Origin of the sequence: Microbacterium sp. NPDC059771 (assembly GCF_042732495.1) — a bacterium.
Taxonomy (GTDB): domain Bacteria; phylum Actinomycetota; class Actinomycetes; order Actinomycetales; family Microbacteriaceae; genus Microbacterium; species Microbacterium sufflavum.
Genome location: NZ_JBHWHK010000001.1, coordinates 2092385 through 2111412 on the forward strand (window position 1 = coordinate 2092385; position 19028 = coordinate 2111412).

Consider the following 19028-nt stretch of genomic DNA (forward strand, 5'->3'; position numbering starts at 1 on the left):
GCATCGGAGCATGTGGTTGCGTCAGGCGTTCTTCCGGTGGCTCCTGCCGTCTGCCTTCGTGCTCCCGCTGTGGCTCCTCGTCGGCTGGGGCGTGTTCCAGGGCGGCTGGGCCATCCTGTGGGTGTTGCTCATCGCGATTCCGTCCGTCTTCATCGGGCAGCTCCTGCTCACACTGCTCACGCGTTCGCGGCCGTCGGTCCGCGCTGAGCGTGCCGTGTCCTGGTGGGATGTCGCCGGCTTCGCGCTGTGGCACGGCCTCACCATCGCGGTGGGGTTCTTCATCGACGGCGCGTTCGGCTGGTTGCTCGCGGCGGCGATCGTCGTCGGGATCGCGCTCGTCTGGCTGCAGCTGTGGCAGCTGTGGAACGAGGCCCGTGGCAGTGGGGCGCGCATCAGAGAGACCATCACGTGGTCCACGATCCCCGCCGCGGACGAGCCGACCGTGCGCGCGGAGCCCCATGAGATCATCGTCGTGCGCGAGAGTGATCCCCGGGACTGAGTGACCGTTTTGGTCGCATCTGCCATCCGTGGCAGAATGGATTCTTGTGCCGTGACCGGCTCTGCCTCAGGGGAGCCCGCGGACGCGTCAGCGCCGTTCAGCACACACCCGTTCTTGTTCCTTCCATCATCATGCATCCGACCTGTGGCGAGTGCAGAGAGAGACGATCATGCAGATCCTCGACGCCGTCGACGCGGCTTCGCTCCGTTCCGACATCCCCGAGTTCTTCCCCGGTGACACCGTCAAGGTGCACGTCAACATCACCGAGGGCAACCGCTCCCGTATCCAGGTCTTCCAGGGCGTCGTCATCGGCCGCCAGGGCGACAGCGTGCGCGAGACCTTCACGGTCCGCAAGATCAGCTTCCAGGTGGGCGTGGAGCGCACCTTCCCCGTGCACTCCCCGGTGATCGACCACATCGAGGTCGTCACGCGCGGTGACGTTCGTCGTGCGAAGCTCTACTACCTGCGCGAGCTGCGTGGCAAGAAGGCGAAGATCAAGGAGAAGCGCGACAACTGAGTCGCAGCTTCCTCACAGCACCCCGGGACACGATGTCCCGGGGTGCTTTGTCGTGCGCGGGGTGTGCGACCCTTGTTACTGCCGTGTGCCAACGGTGCTCCACTCGAGAAGGAACCAGATGACTGACTCTCCGTCCGCACGTCCGACGAGAAGGCGCCGCGGGTTCCTGGTCTTCCTCCGTGATGTGCTGGTGATCGTCCTGATCGCGGCGCTGGTGTCGTTCGTCATCAAGACGTTCGTCGTCCGCTCGTTCTACATCCCCTCGGCCTCGATGGAGCGGACGCTGCTCATCAACGACAGGATCCTCGTCGACGAGCTGACCCCACGCTGGACCGGCTACGAGCGGGGCGACGTGGTCGTGTTCAAGGACCCCGGGGGATGGCTCGACGGTCAAGTGCAGACACCGGCGCAGCCGCCTCTGATCCAGGCCGTGGATTGGGTGCTGAACTTCGTGGGTATCTCGGCGACGGACTCGCAGGACCATCTCGTCAAGCGCGTGATCGGGGTCGCGGGCGACCACGTGGTGTGCTGCAACGCGCTGGGGCAGATCACGATCAATGGTGCACCGATCGACGAGCTCGGATACCTCAACCTCCCGCAGGGCGACACCGCCGCCTCCAACGAGCCGTTCGACGTGGTCGTGCCTGAGGACTCGGTGTGGCTCCTGGGCGACAACCGCGATCGCTCGCGAGACGCGCGCGCCCACCAGGATCTCCCGAGCGGCGGCTTCGTGCCCGTCGGCAACATCGTCGGCAAGGCGTTCCTGACGACCTGGCCGCTCGATCGGTTCGGCACGATCGACGGGCATCACGAGATCTTCAACGGGGTACCGGAGTCGGAATGACCGTCGTCGCGCCCCGTCTGACGCTCGAGCGACGGCTCCTCGGCGAATGCGAGCTGATCATCGCGCTCGACGAGGTCGGTCGCGGTGCCCTCGCGGGGCCGGTCGCCGTGGGGGCCGCCGTGATGGACGCCAAGGGAGCGCGCCGGCGGGTTCCCGAGGGTCTGCGCGATTCGAAACTCGTCACGGAACGACGGCGCCCTGAGGTGGCTGCGCGCGCCGCGGCGTGGGTCCAGGCCTCCGCCGTCGGCTGGGCGACGGCGAGGGAGGTCGACGAGGTGGGGATCATGCGGGCGCTCGGTCTCGCCGCGTCGCGGGCCGTTCAGGCCGTGGTGGACCAGGGGGCCGCCCTCGAGAATGCGCTGGTGCTGCTCGATGGGAATCACGACTACGTGTCCCGCGTCCATCCCGTCCCCCTCCGTGTGCGGCCGGTGGTCAAGGCCGACCGCGACTGCGCCTCCGTGTCGGCCGCCTCCGTGATCGCCAAGGTCGCACGCGACGGGCACATGGCCGAGCTGCACGAGGGTCATAGCGGCTATCAGTGGGATCGGAACAAGGGCTACGCGAGCCCCGAGCATCGGGACGCCATCCGCGCTCTGGGCCTGTCACCGTTCCACCGGTCGTCCTGGGCGATCGCCGATGCCCCGACGCTCTTCTGAGGGCGCCCGCGGATACCGCTCCGTGCGGTCCGCCGCCATAGGATGGAGTCATCATGGATGAGGAAGCCTTCGACGACTACGACCGCGAGCTCGAGCTGGCGCTGTTCCGTGAGTACCGTGACGTCGTCTCGCAGTTCCAGTACGTGGTCGAGACCGAGCGGCGCTTCTACCTCGCCAACGAGGTCAACGTCGTGCGACGCGACACCGAGCACGACTTCTACTTCGAGATCTCCATGAGCGATGTCTGGGTCTGGGACATCTATCGCGCGGACCGCTTCGTGAAGGCCGTGCGGGTCCTCACCTTCAAGGACGTCAACGTCGAGGAACTGCAGCGACGCGAGTTCGAGCTCCCGCAGGAGCTGTCCCTCGACGGCGAGTGACCTGACGCCGTCGGAGAGGTCCCGACCCGCCGGTCGGCTGCGACTCCCGTTCTGCACCGACCGCAGGAACGAGGGTCTTCTCCGCGGCGTCCCTCGCAAAGCCCGACAGCCCCACGGCGCAGGGCGGGAGTGCGGGATCCTCTCCGCATGGCAGCGAAAGACGAGCTCGGACGAGCGGGCGAACAACGTGCGGCGGAGTACCTCCGATACCGCGGGTACACCATCCTGGACCGGAACTGGCGGTGTGCGCAGGGCGAGATCGACATCGTCGCCCAGCGGGACGGATGGCTCGCGATCGTCGAGGTGAAGACACGGCGGAGCGCCGCATTCGGGCATCCGCTCGAGGCGATCGATGCACGGAAACGCCGTCGTCTCTGGCAGCTCGCGTACGCCTGGCGAGCCGCGCACGTGGATGCGGCGACGGGCCTGGCGGTGCGGCTCGAGGCGATCGGGATCACCGGTCCGGACGCCGCGCAGGGCGTCGTCGACCATCTCGAGGACGTCGCGTGACCACCGCGCGCACCTGGTCCGTCGCCCTCAACGGTGCTGTCGGACACCTCGTCGAGGTGGAGGCCGATCTGTCCAATCAGACGCCCGAGTTCCGCATCATCGGGCTTCCGGACAAGTCGCTCGGCGAGGCCGTACAGCGGGTCCACAACGCCTGTCAGAACTCCGGGCTGGATCTCCCACGGCGCCGTCTCACCGTCAACCTGTCGCCGGCCAGTCTCCCGAAGCACGGCTCGGCCTTCGACCTCGCCATCGCGATCGCCAGCCTCGCCACGGGCGGCACTCTGAACCAGCGAACGGTTCGACGGACGGTACATCTCGGCGAACTCGGGCTCGACGGGAGGATCCGCCCGGTGCCCGGCGTCCTCCCGGCGGTCTTCGCCGCCGTGCGGGCGGGGTTCACCCAGGTCGTGGTGCCGCGCGGCAACGAGCCGGAGGCGCGGTTGGTTCCCGGTGTGGAAGTGCGGTCCGCGGCGTCGCTGGCCGAGGTCGCCGTCTGGCATGGCGCCGCCGTGGACGTGGACGACGTCGAGCCGGTCCTGCTTCCGGCCCCCGTCTCCCGGCGCGAGGATGAGCACGACCTCGCAGACGTCATCGGACAGGACGAGGCGGTCGAGGCCCTCATCGCAGCCGCCGCGGGCGGCCATCATCTGCTCCTCAGCGGTCCTCCTGGCGCGGGGAAGTCCATGCTCGCCGCACGTCTGCCGGGGATCCTGCCGCTGCTCGATGAGCGAGAGGCGCTGGAGGTCGCATCGATCCGGTCGCTGAGCGGCGAGTCCGTCACCGCTCTGGACCGTCGACCGCCGCTGGAGGCGCCCCACCATACGGCTTCCACCGTGGCGTTGATCGGCGGAGGATCGCGCTCTGCGAGGCCGGGAGCCGTGGCTCGTGCGCATCGCGGGGTGCTGTTCCTCGACGAGGCGGCGGAGTTCTCCCGCGTCGCGCTCGACGCGCTTCGCCAGCCGTTGGAATCGGGGGTGGTGGACGTGCACCGATCCGGCTTCACCGCGCGTTTCCCTGCCCGCTTCCAACTCCTGCTCGCCACGAACCCGTGTCCCTGCGGCAACTTCGGTGTGCGGAACGCGGAATGCACCTGTCCGCCGAGCGCCGTCCGACGGTATGCCGCTCGGATATCCGGCCCTTTGCGTGACCGAGTCGACATCGATCTCGGGCTCACCCGTGTTGCCGCGTCGAAAGCCATCTCCCACGAGCGTGCCCGGGTGACGACGGCGTTCGCGCGTGAGCGCGTGCAGGCAGCACGGGAGCGCGCGGCGCATCGCTGGCGTGGGACACCCTGGCAGAAGAACGCCGAGGTGCCGGGTCCCGTCCTCCGACGGGCCCCGTTCCATGTGGAGAAGACCGAGCGGATGATCCTCGATCGTGCCCTCGAGCGCGGTGCGCTCACGCTCCGCGGTTACGACCGTGTGCTCAGGGTTGCGTGGACGATGGCGGACCTCGCCGGCCGGGAGCGGCCCGGCGAAGAGGAGATCGGTCGCGCCTTGCACCTACGTCGAGGGGTGGCGGCATGATCGACGCTCTGCTCGCCGACGAGAGCACGTGCGCGGTCGCCCGTCGGATTCGAGGAGGCCAATCCGAAGGACTTGCGGACGTCGTCGCCCGCGCGGCCTGGAGCGTCATCGCCGAACCCGGAGATGCCGTCGCCGGAGTCTTGACGCAGGAGTTCGGAGCGGTGGGTGGGCTCCGCTACGCCTTCGACGCGAGTGCGCGCACGAAACCCGAAGTGCGCCGTGCCGGAGCTGTACGCGCGCTCGCTGAGGCACGGAGGCGCTGGGCACCCCGCGCGTCACCAGCAGCGGTGTGTCGTGCGTTCCGCGCGGCGGAATCGGTCGGGGCTCACCTCGTCGTGCCCGGTGACGCCTGCTGGCCGGTCCGTCTGTCCGATCTCGGCACACAGGCACCCGCGGCTCTCTGGGTGCGCGGGCGCTGCGAGCTCCTGGTTGCGCAGCCCCTGGTCGCCGTCGTCGGCGCGCGGGCTGCGACCGGGTACGGCGACCGCGTGGCGTCGGAGCTGGCGGGAGACCTGGCGACGACCGGCGCGGTGATCGTGTCGGGTGGTGCGTATGGCATCGACGGAGCGGCACACCGCGCTGCTCTCGGGGTGGGAGGGGAGACGGTCGCGGTGCTCGCCGGCGGCGTGGACCGTCTTTACCCCGCCGGTCATCACGACCTGTTGACGCGCATCGCGGAGCGCGGTGCCGTGGTGAGCGAGCCCCCGTGCGGGGCCGCTCCTACCAAGTGGCGGTTCCTCGCTCGAAACAGACTCATCGCGGCGCTGGGGCATGCGACGGTCGTCGTCGAGGCGGGGTGGCGAAGCGGCTCCCTGAACACCGCGGGCCATGCCGCGACTCTCGGACGGCCCCTCGGCGCGGTGCCGGGACCCGTGACGTCCGCATCATCGGCCGGGTGCCATCGGCTCCTGCGGGAGTACGATGCGACCTGCGTGACGTCGGCCGCGGAGGTCAGAGAGCTCATGGGGGAGTCGGTGGGGGCGCCTCCTGGCGTCTCCTCCCTCGGCCCCGATCGGAGTCGTGTCGAGGCAGCGATGAGCACGGCGGTCTCCCTGACGATCGCCGACATCGCGGAACGAGCGGGGGTCGAGGCAGGGCGAGCGCGCGCGATCCTCGGGCTTCTCGATCTGGAGGGCACCGTGCGCCGAGACGAGCGGGGGTGGCGCCGCCGCTGAGTTGCCCGTGTACCGCCGAACGTCGCGGTGCGGCGGGGCGCGACGAACTCGCCGACGATCCGGGCAAGCTGGAGACGTGGATTACGCAGTCGCGGTGGAGGCGTTCACCGACCACCTGGAGAAGGTGCGCCGGCTCTCGCCCGCGACCGTGCGCGCCTACGGTGCAGACCTGCGAGACCTCGGGTCCACGGTGGGCATCGGGCCGGTGGCCAGCGTGGACCTGGAAGATCTTCGGGAATGGCTCTGGCACGCGACCCAGCGTGGCGACGCCCGCTCCACCCTGGCACGACGCGCGGCCGCCGCACGATCCTTCTTCGCCTGGGCGCGCGAACGCGAGCTGATCGCGACCGACCCGAGCATCCGCCTCGTGGCCCCCAAACGAGCGAAGACGCTGCCGACCGTGGCGTCGAAGGACGCGATGACCCAGTTGCTCGACGCGCACCGCGCGGCCGCGAGCGAGGGAGACCCGGTGGCACTGCGAGATCACGCGATCCTGGAGCTCCTGTATGGGGCAGGCATCCGCGTCTCCGAGTTGTGCGGCCTCGACGTCGACGATGTCGACCTCGAGCGCGGGACCGTCCGCGTCCTCGGCAAGGGCGCGAAGGAGCGGGTCGTGCCCTTCGGGGCTCCGGCGGTCGTGGCCACAGGTGCGTACCTCACCCGTGCCAGGCCCACGCTGCTCGCCCGCGCCATGTCCCCCGGAACGGCAGTCTTCCTCGGAGCGCGAGGGGGACGCATGGGACCGCGAGCCGTGTACGCCCTGGTGGCCCGAGCGCTGGCGCCGGTCGTGGGGGCGGAGACGATCGGCCCGCATGCGCTGCGACACAGCGCGGCGACCCACCTCCTCGACGGAGGCGCGGATCTGCGTGCCGTGCAGGAGATCCTCGGCCACGCCAGCCTGGGCACGACCCAGATCTACACGCATGTCTCCGCGGAGCGCCTCACGGCGACCTATCGTCTCGCTCATCCCCGCGCCTGACGGCGCCCGAGCCGCTCACGTCCCGCACCCCTGTTGCAGCACCCCGGGGGTGCGACGGGCACGCGAGGAGGCTGCCGGTCGTCGGACTCGCCGGATCACTCGCGACAGCAGGGGAGGAGCACCGCGCGTCGCACCTCTCCGAACAGCGTCAGTGGATCGACGTACAGGCCTTGCAGCCGCACGCCGAGATGGACGGTGCCATCGGCCGCGTGTCCGCCCCGCGCGACCGTGCCGACCTGCTGTCCACGTGTCACACGTTCGCCCGGCGAGAGTGAAGAGTCCACCGGCTCGAACGTCGTGACCAGACCGCCGGCGTGAGTGATGGTCAGAAGAGGCCGATCGACGACGACACCTCGGAAGGCCACGACACCGTCCGCCGGAGCCATCACCGCGGCCCCGACGGGCGCAGCGATGTCCACACCGCGATGACCCGGGCCGTACGGCTGCGTCGGAGCACGGAAGCGGACCACGACGGAGCGCGCGCCCTCCACGGGCCAGTGCCAGTCGCCGGCGGGTTCGCGCGTGCGGTCGCGCGGCCTCCCGGTGCTCGAACCCGCCATCCGTACGCGCGACACCCCGAGGGAGAGACCGGTCGGCGCGCGATCAACCGCCGCGACGTTCGTCAGCTCCGGGCCCGAGCCCGCGACGGGAGCGGTCGTGGCCGCCGCGCCGCTCAGGGTGCCCGAGAGCACGGCTGCGACCAGCCCGAGAGCGAGGACGACCGATCGGTGTTCTGAGGTCATGCGGCGAGTCTGAGGGGAGCGGCGGACGCATGGCGGGCGGGCGAGTCGCTGGTTCGGCGGCCGGGAACAAGTCGCGCGAGCTCCAGGCTGTGCAGTGCGAGCGCCGCACCGTGATCCTGTATGCTGGACGAGCACCTCGATCTCGGGGTGACTACGCGTGCCCACAGCGATTCTCTCGTGGCATCCACTCCCGCAGGTCCTGCTTCCCGCAGGTGGGCGTGAGCCGGGCACCAGGGCGTCCGATCATCCGGTCGGCGTGAACAACCTCAACGGCGCCTTCGAGCGCCAGAACCAGGAGACGACCATGGCTGTGGTCACCATCCGCCAGCTGCTCGACAGCGGCGTGCACTTCGGACACCAGACCCGTCGGTGGAACCCGAAGGTGAAGCGCTTCATCCTCACGGAGCGCAGCGGCATCCACATCATCGACCTCCAGCAGTCGCTCGGCTACATCGACAAGGCGTACGACTTCGTCAAGGAGACCGTCGCGCACGGCGGCACCATCCTCTTCGTCGGCACCAAGAAGCAGGCGCAGGAGATCCTCGCGGAGCAGGCCACGCGCGTCGGCCAGCCGTTCGTGAACCAGCGCTGGCTGGGTGGACTCCTCACCAACTTCTCCACGATCGCGAAGCGTCTCGCCCGCATGAAGGAGCTCGAGGAGCTCGACTACGAGAACCCGGCCGCTTCGGGCTTCACCAAGAAGGAGCTGCTGCTCAAGAAGCGCGAGCTCGACAAGCTGCACAAGTCGCTCGGCGGCATCCGCAACCTCACCAAGACGCCGTCGGCCCTGTGGGTCGTCGACGCCAAGCGCGAGCACCTCGCGATCGACGAGGCCAAGAAGCTCGGCATCCCGGTGATCGGCATCCTCGACACCAACGCGGACCCGGACGACTTCCAGTACCCGATCCCCGGCAACGACGACGCGATCCGCTCCGTCTCGCTGCTGACCCGCATCATCGCTGACGCCGCGGCCGAGGGCCTGCAGCAGAAGCACAACCCCGAGTCGGGTGACGCCGAGCCGCTCGCCGAGTGGGAGAAGGAGCTGCTCGAGGCTCCGGTCGAGGAGTCGGCCGACGCCGCTGAGGTGGTCACCGCCGCCGATGAGGCCGCTGTCGTCGAGACGCCCGCTGCCGACGAGACCGCCGCCGACAAGGCCGGTGCCGAGGCGCACGACGAGGCGATCGCCGCCGCTTCCGGTGAGGAGACCGCTGAGGTCGCCGCCGCCGAGGCCGCAGACAACAAGTAACCCCTCGTTCACACCCACATCACGAAGCAAGGAGCCACCACACATGGCCAACTTCACCATCGCGGACCTCAAGGCGCTGCGCGAGCAGCTCGGCACCGGAATGGTCGACACCAAGAAGGCGCTCGAGGAGGCCGACGGCGACGTCGAGAAGGCCACCGAGATCCTGCGTCTCAAGGGTGCGAAGGGCAACGCCAAGCGCGCTGACCGTTCCACGAGCGAGGGCCTCGTCGTCGCTCGCGAGCAGGACGGCGCCGTGACCCTGATCGAGCTCGCCTGCGAGACCGACTTCGTCGCGAAGAACGACCGATTCATCGCGCTGGCCGACAAGGTCGCCGACGCCGCGGCCGCGGTCAAGGCGGACTCGGTCGAGGCCGCGCTGGCCGCCCAGGCCGGCGACAAGAGCGTCGAGCAGGTCATCTCGGAGGAGGCGGCGATCATCGGCGAGAAGGTCGAGCTGCGTCGCGTGCGCACGATCTCCGGCGACAAGGTCGAGGTCTACCTGCACCGCACCAGCAAGGACCTGCCGCCGCAGATCGGCGTCGTCGTCGCCTACTCGGGTGACGACGCCGAGACCGCGCGCAGCATCGCTCAGCACATCTCGTTCGCGAACCCGTCGTACCTGTCCCGCGAGGACGTGCCGGCGGACGCGGTCGAGAAGGAGCGTGAGATCGTCACCGAGATCTCCCGCAACGAGGGCAAGCCCGAGGCCGCCCTGCCGAAGATCGTCGAGGGCCGTGTCGCCGCGTTCATCAAGCAGGTCGCCCTGCTCGAGCAGGACTACGCGAAGGACAACAAGCTCTCCGTCGCCCAGGTGGCGAAGGACGCCGGTATCACCGTGACGGACTTCGCGCGCTTCAAGGTCGGCGCGTAACACCGTCGAAGGGGTTCGGATCGCATGATCCGAACCCCTTCTTCATGCCCACGAGGCACTATCTTGAATCGGGACGAGAGGACACCACCCATGACTGAACGCACCGGACGCCGCCGCGTCCTGCTCAAGCTCTCCGGAGAGGCCTTCGGAGCGGGGCAGTTGGGGGTGAACCCGGACGTCGTCAGCCAGATGGCGCGGGAGATCGCGGCGGCGGTGGATCGGGTCGAGGTCGCCGTGGTCGTCGGCGGTGGCAACTTCTTCCGCGGCGCCGAACTGAGTCAGCGCGGCATGGACCGCGGCCGCGCGGACTACATGGGCATGCTCGGCACCGTGATGAACGCTCTCGCGCTGCAGGACTTCCTCGAGCAGGCGGGGGCGGCGACCCGCGTCCAGTCGGCGATCGCGATGACGCAGGTCGCCGAGCCGTACATCCCGCGGCGGGCGGAGCGACACATGGAGAAGGGGCGCGTCGTGATCTTCGGCGCGGGTGCCGGACTGCCGTACTTCTCGACCGACACCGTCGCGGCGCAGCGCGCCCTGGAGATCGGTGCGCAGGAGGTGCTCGTCGCCAAGAACGGCGTCGATGCCATCTACACCGCCGACCCGAACAAGCACGCCGACGCCGAGCGCATCGAACGCGTGACGTACCGCGACGCGCTGCAGCAGGGCCTCAAGGTCGTCGACTCCACCGCCTTCAGCCTGTGCATGGACAACAACATGGACATGCGCGTCTTCGGGATGGAGCCGGCCGGGAACGTCACCCGCGCGCTTCTGGGCGAGACGATCGGCACGCTCGTCACCGCCTGACGGCCTGCGCGGTTCGAGCACGCCCGACCGATAGAATTTCTGAACACCCCGACGATAGGAGTCACCGTGATCGCGGATGTCCTCGCTGAAACCACTACCCGCATGTCTCGCGCCGTCGAGGCTGCCAAGGAGGACTTCTCCACGGTGCGCACGGGCCGCGCCAACCCCCAGCTCTTCCAGAAGGTGCTCGTGGACTACTACGGCACCCCGACGCCGCTCGCGCAGCTGGCCTCCCTGGCGAACCAGGAGGCGCGCACGCTCATCATCACTCCGTACGACAAGTCGGCGCTGAAGGCGATCGAGCAGGCCATCCGCGAGATGCCGAACCTCGGTGCGAACCCCACCAACGACGGCAACCTCGTGCGCGTCACGATGCCGGAGCTCACGGCTGAGCGTCGCAAGGAGTACGTCAAGCTCGTGAAGTCCAAGGCCGAGGACGCGAAGGTGCACGTGCGTGGCATCCGTCGCAAGGCGAAGGACGAGCTCGATGCGCTGAAGAGCGAGCTCGGTGAAGACGAGATCGCCCGCGGCGAGAAGGAGCTGGACGCGCTGACGCGTCAGCACGTCGATCTGATCGACGACGCGCTCAAGCGCAAAGAGGCCGAACTCCTCGAGGTGTAAGCCCGCATGACCGACGAAACGCGAGACGCCGAGGAGGGCAAGCCGCTCACGCGCCGCGATGCGCGTGACGATGGCGTGTCCGAGGCCGGCGCCCCGCTCGCCGATGCAGCGTTCCCGGGGTTCGACGTCGCCGCGGTGCCGCCCCGCCCGCCGCTTCCCGAGCCCGAGACGCCGGCCGGTCCGGCGCGACGCCTCGACACGGCCGATCACAACGCGATCCGCGAGCAGTGGCGCGCCGCCCGCGACGAGTTCGGCACGCACGTGTCGCACGCACGGGATCAGTTCGATCAGGCGAACGAGCGGATCAAGCAGCGGACGGGGCGCGACCTCATGCTGGCGATCCTGATCGGGCTCGCGTTCGGCGGTGCCCTGCTCGCCTCGCTTCTCTTCATCAAGGCGCTGTTCGTGCCGTTCGCCCTCGCCGCCGCGCTGCTCGGTGTGTACGAGCTGTCCCGCGCGCTGCGGGCGGCAGGACGCCGTGTGGACGTCGTGCCGCAGCTGATCGCTGCGACGTTCCTCGTCCTCGGCGCCTACTTCGCGGCGCCGTGGCTGTCGTGGGTCATGCTGTTCGTGTCGGTGGCGTTCGTCATCGTCTGGCGTCTGGTGGCCCAGATGATCGCCAAGGACGGGCGCACCTACGGCGACGTGCTCACCGATGCGGTCATCGGCGGTTTCGTGCAGGTGTACGTCCCGTTCCTGGCGGGAGTGGCGCTGATCCTGCTCGAGCAGGAGGGCGGGCAGTGGTGGGTCCTGAGCTTCATCGCCATCGCCGTCGCCGCTGATACCGGTGCCTATGCGGCCGGTCTCGCGTTCGGACGCCATCCGATGGCACCGCGGATCAGTCCCAAGAAGACCTGGGAGGGCTTCGGCGGTGCTGTCGTGGCGTCGCTCGTCGCCGGTGTGCTCCTCGCGATCCTTCTGCTCGATCTGCCCTGGTGGGGCGGACTGATCTTCGGAGCAGCGATCCTGCTGTCCGCGACGCTGGGTGACCTCGGCGAGTCCATGCTCAAACGCGATCTCGGCATCAAGGACATGAGCTCCTGGCTGCCCGGTCACGGCGGTCTGCTGGATCGACTCGACAGCATCCTGCCCTCGACGATCCCCGCGTTGTGCCTCTACTTCCTCCTCTCTCCCTGGGTGGTGCTGTGATGACCGACAACCGGACCGACGAGAAGACCCGGCCTTCGGCGCCCCCTGCGTTCGCGGTGACGTCGGGGCGCACGCGCGGATATCACCGTGCAGCCGTCGACACGTTCCTCGCGTCGGCGCGCCGCGCGTTCGAGACCGGGAGCGACGAGCTCACGGCGGACGCCGTCCGCACGGCCTCCTTCCCCCTCGTCAAGGAGGGTTACGTCGTCGCTGACGTGGACGCCGCACTCGGACGGGTGGAGGACGCCTTCGCTGCACGCGAGCGGGAGCGCGCCGTGCGATCGCTGGGTGCGGGTGCCTGGGTCGAGCAGGCGAGGGCGGACGCGCAGGTCATCCTCGATCACCTCGCGCGGCCGGCGCGCCACCGTTTCGGCCGGACCGGCATCCTTACCTTCGGCTACCGCGTCGACGAGGTCGATCATGTGATGTCGCGCATCGTCCGCTACCTGCGCGACGGCGACCCCCTGACCGCGGAGCAGCTCCGATCCGCGGCGTTCCGCATGCAGCGCGGGGGGTACCGGGAGGAGCAGGTGGACGCGCTCCTGGACGCGACGATCGACGTGATCCTGGCGGTCCGCTGAGTCGTGGATGGCCTGTCCAGGCTCCTGTGCGTAAACTGTCTCCCATCGTGTACTCCCGAAACGACATGAACCTCGATCGAACCGCTGCGTCGCCGGTGCCTGCCGCGACCGCGACGTCGGTGTCCCGAGGAGCCCGCCGGTGGACGCGACGTCGTGGCGTCGCCGGTGCCTTCAGCGGGCTGGCTGTCGTCGGATTGGCCGCCGCGATGGTCGCACCGACCGGCGTCGCTCTCGCAGAGCCCGCCCCGCAGGAGTCGCCGGAGTCGGTCTACGCCGCTGCCCTCGCCGACACTCAGGACCTGACGGTGACGGTGAAGGGCGCCGAGATCACTCCGCTCGCCCGTGGCACGTTCGAGATCTACGTCAAGCCGAAGCCGCCGCCCCCGCCGCCCGCCCCGACCGCGACGAGCGGATCGAAGGGCAAGCCCTCCGGCGGTGGATCGCTCCCGCCGTACAGCGGTGGCGGTGCGCCGGCCGAGTGGATGGCTGCGGCGGGCATCGCTCAGAGCGACTGGCAGTACGTCGACTACATCGTGTCGCGCGAGAGCGGCTGGAACCCCAACGCGACGAACAAGTCGTCCGGTGCCTGCGGTCTCGTGCAGGCGCTGCCGTGCAGCAAGGTGCCCGGAAACGGCTACAACCCGGTCGACAACCTGCGCTGGGCCACCGGCTACGCCACGGGTCGCTACGGCAGCTGGGCTGGCGCGTACAACTTCTGGACCACCAACCACTGGTGGTGAGCAGGCAGCATGCCCCGCTCACGTCGACGCCCTCCGGCGCGCCCTGACCCCGACGCGTCGCTCGATCGCCTGCTGGCGGGGTGGAAGCGCACGGAGATCCGTCGCGGTGTCGAGTGGACCGTTCAGCCCGTCTCCGCGGTGCAGGCGCTGAAGGAGTACGTCTGCCCGGGGTGCGGACGGGTGATCGAGCCCGGTACCGCGCACGTCGTCGCCTGGCGGGCGGACGGGGTTCTGGGGGAGGCTGCCGCCCTCGCCGACCGCCGGCACTGGCACAACCACTGTTGGAGGATCGCATGACCATCGAGATCCGGGGACCGCTGCAGTTGCCGGCGCGCCGCGAGGACATCGAGCTGACGACGGCGGACGGCCTGACCCTGGTCGGGGAGCTCGCCCTGCCCGCGGAGAGCGAGCCGGTCGCGACGCTCGTCACGCTGCATCCGCTTCCCACGGCCGGCGGATTCATGGATTCGCACATCCTGCGGAAGGCGGCGGCTCGTCTGCCCGCCCTCGCCGATCTCGCGGTCCTGCGCTTCAACACCCGTGGCACCACGTCTCCGCGCGGCACGAGCGATGGTGCGTTCGACGGCGGGGCTCTGGAGCAGTTCGACGTCGCCGCGGCCATGGAGTTCGTGCACGCTCGCGCGCTGCCGCGCCCCTGGCTGCTGGGCTGGTCGTTCGGCACGGAGCTGGCGCTCAAGTACGGCCGCGACCACGCGATCGAGGGCATCATCCTGCTGTCGCCGCCGCTGCACCGCGCGACGGACGAAGAGGTCGCCGCCTGGGCGGAAGCCGATCGTGAGGTCGTGGTCCTGGTTCCGGAGTTCGACGACTATCTGCGGCCGGCCGAGGCCGAGAAGCGCTTCGCCTCGATCCCGCACGCGCGTCTGATCCCCGTGGAGGGCGGCAAGCACCTCTGGGTGGGGGAGACGCAGACGCGACGCGTGCTCACCGAGGTGGTCGCTGCCGTGAACCCGTCGGCGCTCCCGCTGCCGACGCACTGGTCCGACGACTCCTGACCGTCGCGCGGCGCGTCGGACGACGCGTCAGAGGTCGTTCATGCGCGGGATCAGCACCTGGCGGTAGATGATCAGGATGCTCGCCGCGACGGGGATGGCGATGAGCGCCCCGAGCAGACCCAGCAGGCTGCCGCCGGCGAGGGCGGCGACGACGACGACCGCGCCGGGGACGGAGACCGCGCGGCTCATGATGCGCGGGGAGATGACGTACGCCTCGATCTGCATGTAGATCAGGTAGTAGATCCCCGCGGCCAGCGCGGTGGCGGGGGAGCCGAGCCCGGGGATCAGGCACACCAGCACGATGATCGTGGAACCGGTGAGTGTGCCCACCAGCGGGATCAGGGAGAAGAAGAACGCGATCACCGCGAGGACGGCGGGGAACGGCGCCTCGATGATCGTCAGGTAGATCGCGCTGAGCACGCCGTTGATGACGCCCTGGGACACCTGGCCCATGACGTAGTAGCCGACCGAATCGGTGATCTGCTCGGACAGGTCGATGAACCGGTCGCGCTTCGACGACGGCACCAGCTGGTACACGGCTCGCTTGAGCGACGGGGTCGACGCCGTGAGGTAGATCGTGAGGATCAGCACGATGAAGGCCCCGAACACGCCGCTCAGCACGGCGCCGCTGGCGATCAGCACTCCCTGTCCGATCGATCCCCCGATCTCCGCCAGGTTCGTGGTCAGCCAGTCCTCGATGTAGTTGAAGACGTCGTCGACGAGAAGGTTCGGGAACGTCTCCTGGATCCAGTCCTTCAGGTCGTCGATCGCGGTGCCGCGCTGGACGATCGTGGTGATCTGCGCGATCAACTGCGAGATCTGGTCGACGAGCACCGGCAGCACGATCAGGATGATCCCGACGAAGACCGCAAGGACCGCGAGGATCGTGACGAGCACGGCGAGCCACCGGGGGAGTCGCCGTCGCTCGAGGAACGAGACGAGGGGATCGAGGCCCAGGCTCAGGAAGAGCGCCGTCCCGATGTAGAGCAGCACGGTCGAGAGGGTCTGCACGCTGCTGATCAGCAGGATCCCGAGTCCCACGCCGAGCGTCGCCACGAGGGCGGTGCGGAACGGATTGTGGATCTTCATCGGTGCTCCTCGAGACGGCTGCAGCAAGGCTATCGAGCCCGGAGCACGGTGCCGCGACGACGTGCCGTCCGTTCCCCACGGGAACTGCTCGTGGGCAACACACAGGTGACTTCGCTAGTCTGAAATGTCGAGTGTGGCGTCGCGGGCGGGTATTCGCGATGCGTGAGGAGACTATTCGTGCGTTTCGTATGGGCCGTGGTGGCCTTCGTGCTGGCTGCCGTGCTGATCGGCGCGGGTATAGCTCAGCGGACCGTCTTCATGGGCCCATCGAACCAGCAGGAGCGCGTCTCGATCGAGGAGCCCGCGCCGTTCGTGCTGATGGACGGCGACGTGCTGCGGACCAACCCGGGCTCGCAGAAGCTCGTGGTGAGCGGCGAGGGCGAGATCTTCGCCAGCTACGGCCGGACCGCCGACATGCAGGCCTGGCTGGCCGACTCCGACTACAACCACGTCTCGGTCGGTGACGACGGTGAGTTCGTGGTGGAGCACGTCTCGGCTCCTGCTGAGGAGGAGCCGACGGAGCCCGGCGACGAGGCGGGAGCGACGCCGGCACCCGAAGAGACGCCGGCCACCGACGCCGAGACCGAGGAGCGCGCAGGTCGCGACCCGGTCGGCTCCGACCTGTGGCTGGACTCCTTCAGCGAGGAGAACCTGCTCACGGCCGACAACATGCAGCTCCCGGAGGGCACGAGCGTACTCATCGCCTATGACGGTACGAAAGACGCTCCGGACGACATCGTGGTCTCCTGGCCCCTCGACAACAGCACCCCGCTCGCCGGACCGTTGATGGTCGCGGGTGGGATCGTGCTCGTGATCGGCCTCGTGCTCTACATCCTCGCGATCCGCCACCAGCGCCGCGGACGTGGGCCGCGCCGGAAAGGCCCCGGGCCGCTCCCGATGACGGAGCCGATCGAGGTCGCCGCACTGCCCGCGGGCGAGCGCGCGGCTCTCCATGCGGCCGACGCGAAGCCGACGTCCGACCCCGGTGTCGAGGACGCCGAGGTGGTGGAGGACGAGCCGACGCCTCGCACAGAGCCGGAGGGGAAGTCCTCCCTGCGCGCCGCCGGAGCGACGCGCCGCCGTCGGATGCTGGTCCTGCCCGCCCTGGGACTCACCGCGCTCCTGGCCGCCGGGTGCTCGGCCGACTCCTGGCCGCAACTGGGCGACGCCTCGGCCACGCCCTCGCCGTCGCCGACCGTCATCGCCCCCGAGAACCAGAAGCCGCCGGCGGTCACCGAGGCCCAGGCGAAGCGCATCCTGAAGAGCCTGGCCGACACGGTCGCCGAGGCCGACAGCACCCTCGACGCCGACCTCGCGGCCACCCGCCTCGTCGGCCCCGCGCTCGAGGAGCGCGTCGCCGACTACGCCATTCGCGCGAAGGTCACCAACGACGCGCCTCCCGTGGCCATCCCCACCGACGACGTGCGGGTCGTACTGCCCGAGGCCACGGACCGCTGGCCGCGCACCGTTCTCATGCTCTCGCAGAGCGCCGACGACGACACCGTCCCGCCCGTGCTGCTCACGATGACGCAGGACGACCCGTGGTCGAACTACAAGGTGACCAACCTGGCCCAGATGGCCGCCGACGCACAGTTCCCGGAGGTCGCGGCGAGCTGGCTCGGCACTTCCATGGTGCCGGCCGACTCCGCGTTCCTGACGCTGCCGCCCGACCAGGTGGCCACGGCGTTCTCCGACGTGGTCGACAACGTGGAGAAGAGCCAGTACTACGGCCAGTTCGACGATCTCTCGCTGGCGGTCGCCCAGTCTATCCGTGATGGGCGGCAGACCGTGGTGCAGGGGCTCGTGGATGCCAATGCCGCCGAGACATCGAAGACGGCGTTCAAGGCGGCGCCCACGACCGCCGAGCCGGTCTCCATGACCACCCTCGACAGCGGCGCGATCGTCGCCGTCTCGGTGCTCGACGTCGAGACCATCACCCCGGTCAACTCCGACGTCGTCATCCGCTTCGGCAACAACGAGCAGGCCAAGGCGCTCACGGGCGTGACCGAGTCGTCGACGGGTGTCGAGACGACGTATTTGAGTCAGTTGTTCTTCGCCGTCCCCTCGCAGGGTTCGAGCGAGCCGATCAAGCTCCTGGCCTCCACCCAGGACCTGCTCTCCGTGAAGGTGATCAAGTGACCGACATCTCTCCCGCGGCGCTGCGTGGCGCCGTCGACCTCTCGAGTCTCCGCAACCGCCCCACCCCGTCCTCCGGGGGCGGCCCCGCGACGCAGGGCCAGGGCATCACCGATGTGGTCGTCGATGCGACGGACGAGACCTTCGGCGAAGTCCTGGAGATCTCCCGCACCGTCCCGGTCGTGGTCGACCTGTGGGCCGAGTGGTGCGGGCCGTGCAAGCAGCTGAGCCCGATCATCGAGAAGGTCACCCGCGAGCTGGGCGGTCGCGTGCTGCTGGCGAAGGTGGACGTGGACGCGAACCCGCAGCTCGCCCAGAGCTTCCGCGCGCAGTCGATCCCGATGGTGGTCGCGCTGATCGCCGGGCAGCCGGTGCCGATGTTCACGGGTGCCGTGCCGGAGCAGCAGGTGCGCGAGGTGTTCGCCCAGCTGCTCCAGGTAGCGGCGCAGAACGGCGTGTCCGGGACGCTCTCGATCTCGGGCGATGCTGTAGCGGATGCGCCCGAGCCGGTCGAGCCCGAGCTGCCCCCGCTCCACGCCGAGGCGTACGCCGCGATCGAGGCGGGCGACTTCGCCGCCGCCATCCGCGCATATGAGAAGGCGCTGGCCGAGAACCCGCGCGATGAAGACGCCATCGCCGGGCTCGGGCAGGTGCGCCTGCTCCACCGCGTGCAGGGCCTCGATCTGCAGGAGGCGCGGGCCGCGGCCGCCGCCGGACCGCTCGACGTGCAGGCGCAGTTCGACGTGGCGGATCTCGACCTCGCCGGAGGGCACGTGGACGACGCGTTCGCGCGGCTCCTCGATCTGTTCGCTCAGCTCCCGTCGGACCAGCGGGCGCCGGTGCGCGAGCGGCTCGTGGAGCTGTTCGGCCTCATCGGCCCCGCCGACCCGCGCGTCGTGTCGGCGCGCAACCGGCTGTCCTCGCTGCTGTTCTGAGGCGTCCG

General features: G+C 69.4%; 22 protein-coding genes. 20 read left to right on the top strand and 2 right to left on the bottom strand.

Annotated elements, in window-relative coordinates:
• Positions 1-10: 10 nt before the first annotated feature.
• From ACFV3I_RS09935 to ACFV3I_RS09975, 9 genes are all read left to right on the top strand, one after another.
• Positions 11-499: an MFS transporter permease gene (locus tag ACFV3I_RS09935; protein ID WP_378803661.1), complete on the top strand. Its 489-nt coding sequence runs from the start codon at positions 11-13 to the stop codon at positions 497-499.
• 169 nt (positions 500-668) lie between these two features.
• Entirely contained in the window at positions 669-1016 is a 348-nt protein-coding gene (gene rplS, locus ACFV3I_RS09940; protein ID WP_136034604.1) for a 50S ribosomal protein L19, read from the top strand.
• Between the two features lie 118 nt (positions 1017-1134).
• On the top strand, positions 1135-1860 hold the full coding sequence (gene lepB, locus ACFV3I_RS09945; protein WP_136034606.1) for a signal peptidase I: 726 nt from the start codon (positions 1135-1137) through the stop codon (positions 1858-1860).
• Entirely contained in the window at positions 1857-2516 is a 660-nt protein-coding gene (locus ACFV3I_RS09950) for a ribonuclease HII (protein WP_136037023.1), read from the top strand. Before lepB ends, ACFV3I_RS09950 begins: the two co-directional genes overlap by 4 nt.
• 53 nt (positions 2517-2569) lie before the next feature.
• Positions 2570-2896, top strand: coding sequence for a DUF2469 family protein (locus ACFV3I_RS09955; RefSeq protein ID WP_017204525.1), 327 nt, complete (start codon positions 2570-2572; stop codon positions 2894-2896).
• A gap of 147 nt (positions 2897-3043) precedes the next feature.
• A complete protein-coding gene (locus tag ACFV3I_RS09960; RefSeq protein WP_247638740.1) occupies positions 3044-3406 on the top strand; it encodes a YraN family protein in 363 nt (120 codons plus the stop codon).
• Positions 3403-4932, top strand: a complete 1530-nt coding sequence (locus ACFV3I_RS09965; RefSeq protein WP_247638741.1) for a YifB family Mg chelatase-like AAA ATPase — start codon at positions 3403-3405, stop codon at positions 4930-4932. Before ACFV3I_RS09960 ends, ACFV3I_RS09965 begins: the two co-directional genes overlap by 4 nt.
• Entirely contained in the window at positions 4929-6107 is a 1179-nt protein-coding gene (gene dprA / locus ACFV3I_RS09970) for a DNA-processing protein DprA (RefSeq protein WP_136037399.1), read from the top strand. Before ACFV3I_RS09965 ends, dprA begins: the two co-directional genes overlap by 4 nt.
• 76 nt (positions 6108-6183) lie before the next feature.
• Complete coding sequence (locus tag ACFV3I_RS09975) at positions 6184-7086, top strand: tyrosine recombinase XerC (protein WP_247638743.1); 903 nt, start codon at positions 6184-6186, stop codon at positions 7084-7086.
• A gap of 95 nt (positions 7087-7181) precedes the next feature.
• Here the strand turns inward: ACFV3I_RS09975 and ACFV3I_RS09980 are convergent, their stop codons facing one another.
• Positions 7182-7829 carry a murein hydrolase activator EnvC gene (locus ACFV3I_RS09980; RefSeq protein WP_247638744.1) on the bottom strand — a complete coding sequence of 216 codons (648 nt, stop codon included), beginning with the start codon at positions 7827-7829 and terminating at the stop codon, positions 7182-7184.
• 304 nt (positions 7830-8133) lie between these two features.
• Between ACFV3I_RS09980 and rpsB the strand changes: the two genes are divergently transcribed.
• From rpsB to ACFV3I_RS10025, 9 genes are all read left to right on the top strand, one after another.
• Complete coding sequence (rpsB, locus tag ACFV3I_RS09985; RefSeq protein ID WP_136031920.1) at positions 8134-9075, top strand: 30S ribosomal protein S2; 942 nt, start codon at positions 8134-8136, stop codon at positions 9073-9075.
• Positions 9076-9118: 43 nt separating this feature from the next.
• Complete coding sequence (gene tsf, locus ACFV3I_RS09990) at positions 9119-9946, top strand: translation elongation factor Ts (protein WP_136031810.1); 828 nt, start codon at positions 9119-9121, stop codon at positions 9944-9946.
• Between the two features lie 90 nt (positions 9947-10036).
• Positions 10037-10753, top strand: a complete 717-nt coding sequence (pyrH, locus tag ACFV3I_RS09995; RefSeq protein WP_136031812.1) for a UMP kinase — start codon at positions 10037-10039, stop codon at positions 10751-10753.
• A gap of 66 nt (positions 10754-10819) precedes the next feature.
• A complete protein-coding gene (gene frr / locus ACFV3I_RS10000) occupies positions 10820-11374 on the top strand; it encodes a ribosome recycling factor (protein WP_136031814.1) in 555 nt (184 codons plus the stop codon).
• Positions 11375-11380: 6 nt separating this feature from the next.
• Entirely contained in the window at positions 11381-12523 is a 1143-nt protein-coding gene (locus tag ACFV3I_RS10005; protein ID WP_205814445.1) for a phosphatidate cytidylyltransferase, read from the top strand.
• Positions 12523-13104 carry a DivIVA domain-containing protein gene (locus ACFV3I_RS10010; protein WP_247981632.1) on the top strand — a complete coding sequence of 194 codons (582 nt, stop codon included), beginning with the start codon at positions 12523-12525 and terminating at the stop codon, positions 13102-13104. The genes ACFV3I_RS10005 and ACFV3I_RS10010 overlap by 1 nt, the downstream gene beginning before the upstream one ends.
• A 65-nt stretch (positions 13105-13169) precedes the next feature.
• Positions 13170-13844: a transglycosylase SLT domain-containing protein gene (locus ACFV3I_RS10015; RefSeq protein WP_136031819.1), complete on the top strand. Its 675-nt coding sequence runs from the start codon at positions 13170-13172 to the stop codon at positions 13842-13844.
• Positions 13845-13853: 9 nt separating this feature from the next.
• Positions 13854-14141: a hypothetical protein gene (locus ACFV3I_RS10020; protein ID WP_136031821.1), complete on the top strand. Its 288-nt coding sequence runs from the start codon at positions 13854-13856 to the stop codon at positions 14139-14141.
• The gene (locus ACFV3I_RS10025; RefSeq protein ID WP_168442836.1) at positions 14138-14860 is read left to right on the top strand and encodes an alpha/beta hydrolase; all 723 of its coding nucleotides are present in this window, start codon (positions 14138-14140) and stop codon (positions 14858-14860) included. Before ACFV3I_RS10020 ends, ACFV3I_RS10025 begins: the two co-directional genes overlap by 4 nt.
• 27 nt (positions 14861-14887) lie before the next feature.
• Here the strand turns inward: ACFV3I_RS10025 and ACFV3I_RS10030 are convergent, their stop codons facing one another.
• Complete coding sequence (locus tag ACFV3I_RS10030; protein ID WP_136031823.1) at positions 14888-15949, bottom strand: AI-2E family transporter; 1062 nt, start codon at positions 15947-15949, stop codon at positions 14888-14890.
• 177 nt (positions 15950-16126) lie between these two features.
• Between ACFV3I_RS10030 and ACFV3I_RS10035 the strand changes: the two genes are divergently transcribed.
• Positions 16127-18088, top strand: coding sequence for a glycosyl transferase (locus tag ACFV3I_RS10035; RefSeq protein ID WP_378822761.1), 1962 nt, complete (start codon positions 16127-16129; stop codon positions 18086-18088).
• Positions 18085-19020: a tetratricopeptide repeat protein gene (locus ACFV3I_RS10040; protein ID WP_378803665.1), complete on the top strand. Its 936-nt coding sequence runs from the start codon at positions 18085-18087 to the stop codon at positions 19018-19020. The genes ACFV3I_RS10035 and ACFV3I_RS10040 overlap by 4 nt, the downstream gene beginning before the upstream one ends.
• Positions 19021-19028: the final 8 nt, after the last annotated feature.

What these genes read in the sequence shown, in the direction of transcription:
- ACFV3I_RS09960 (WP_247638740.1), top strand. Translation starts at nt 3,044, where the DNA reads ATGGCAGCGAAAGACGAGCTCGGACGAGCGGGCGAACAACGTGCGGCG.
- ACFV3I_RS10010 (WP_247981632.1), top strand. Translation starts at nt 12,523, where the DNA reads ATGACCGACAACCGGACCGACGAGAAGACCCGGCCTTCGGCGCCCCCT.
- ACFV3I_RS09950 (WP_136037023.1), top strand. Translation starts at nt 1,857, where the DNA reads ATGACCGTCGTCGCGCCCCGTCTGACGCTCGAGCGACGGCTCCTCGGC.
- ACFV3I_RS10020 (WP_136031821.1), top strand. Translation starts at nt 13,854, where the DNA reads ATGCCCCGCTCACGTCGACGCCCTCCGGCGCGCCCTGACCCCGACGCG.
- ACFV3I_RS10030 (WP_136031823.1), bottom strand. Translation starts at nt 15,949, where the DNA reads ATGAAGATCCACAATCCGTTCCGCACCGCCCTCGTGGCGACGCTCGGC.
- tsf (WP_136031810.1), top strand. Translation starts at nt 9,119, where the DNA reads ATGGCCAACTTCACCATCGCGGACCTCAAGGCGCTGCGCGAGCAGCTC.
- rplS (WP_136034604.1), top strand. Translation starts at nt 669, where the DNA reads ATGCAGATCCTCGACGCCGTCGACGCGGCTTCGCTCCGTTCCGACATC.
- lepB (WP_136034606.1), top strand. Translation starts at nt 1,135, where the DNA reads ATGACTGACTCTCCGTCCGCACGTCCGACGAGAAGGCGCCGCGGGTTC.
- rpsB (WP_136031920.1), top strand. Translation starts at nt 8,134, where the DNA reads ATGGCTGTGGTCACCATCCGCCAGCTGCTCGACAGCGGCGTGCACTTC.
- ACFV3I_RS09980 (WP_247638744.1), bottom strand. Translation starts at nt 7,829, where the DNA reads ATGACCTCAGAACACCGATCGGTCGTCCTCGCTCTCGGGCTGGTCGCA.
- pyrH (WP_136031812.1), top strand. Translation starts at nt 10,037, where the DNA reads ATGACTGAACGCACCGGACGCCGCCGCGTCCTGCTCAAGCTCTCCGGA.
- ACFV3I_RS09935 (WP_378803661.1), top strand. Translation starts at nt 11, where the DNA reads ATGTGGTTGCGTCAGGCGTTCTTCCGGTGGCTCCTGCCGTCTGCCTTC.
- ACFV3I_RS10025 (WP_168442836.1), top strand. Translation starts at nt 14,138, where the DNA reads ATGACCATCGAGATCCGGGGACCGCTGCAGTTGCCGGCGCGCCGCGAG.
- dprA (WP_136037399.1), top strand. Translation starts at nt 4,929, where the DNA reads ATGATCGACGCTCTGCTCGCCGACGAGAGCACGTGCGCGGTCGCCCGT.
- ACFV3I_RS10005 (WP_205814445.1), top strand. Translation starts at nt 11,381, where the DNA reads ATGACCGACGAAACGCGAGACGCCGAGGAGGGCAAGCCGCTCACGCGC.
- ACFV3I_RS09955 (WP_017204525.1), top strand. Translation starts at nt 2,570, where the DNA reads ATGGATGAGGAAGCCTTCGACGACTACGACCGCGAGCTCGAGCTGGCG.
- ACFV3I_RS10015 (WP_136031819.1), top strand. Translation starts at nt 13,170, where the DNA reads ATGAACCTCGATCGAACCGCTGCGTCGCCGGTGCCTGCCGCGACCGCG.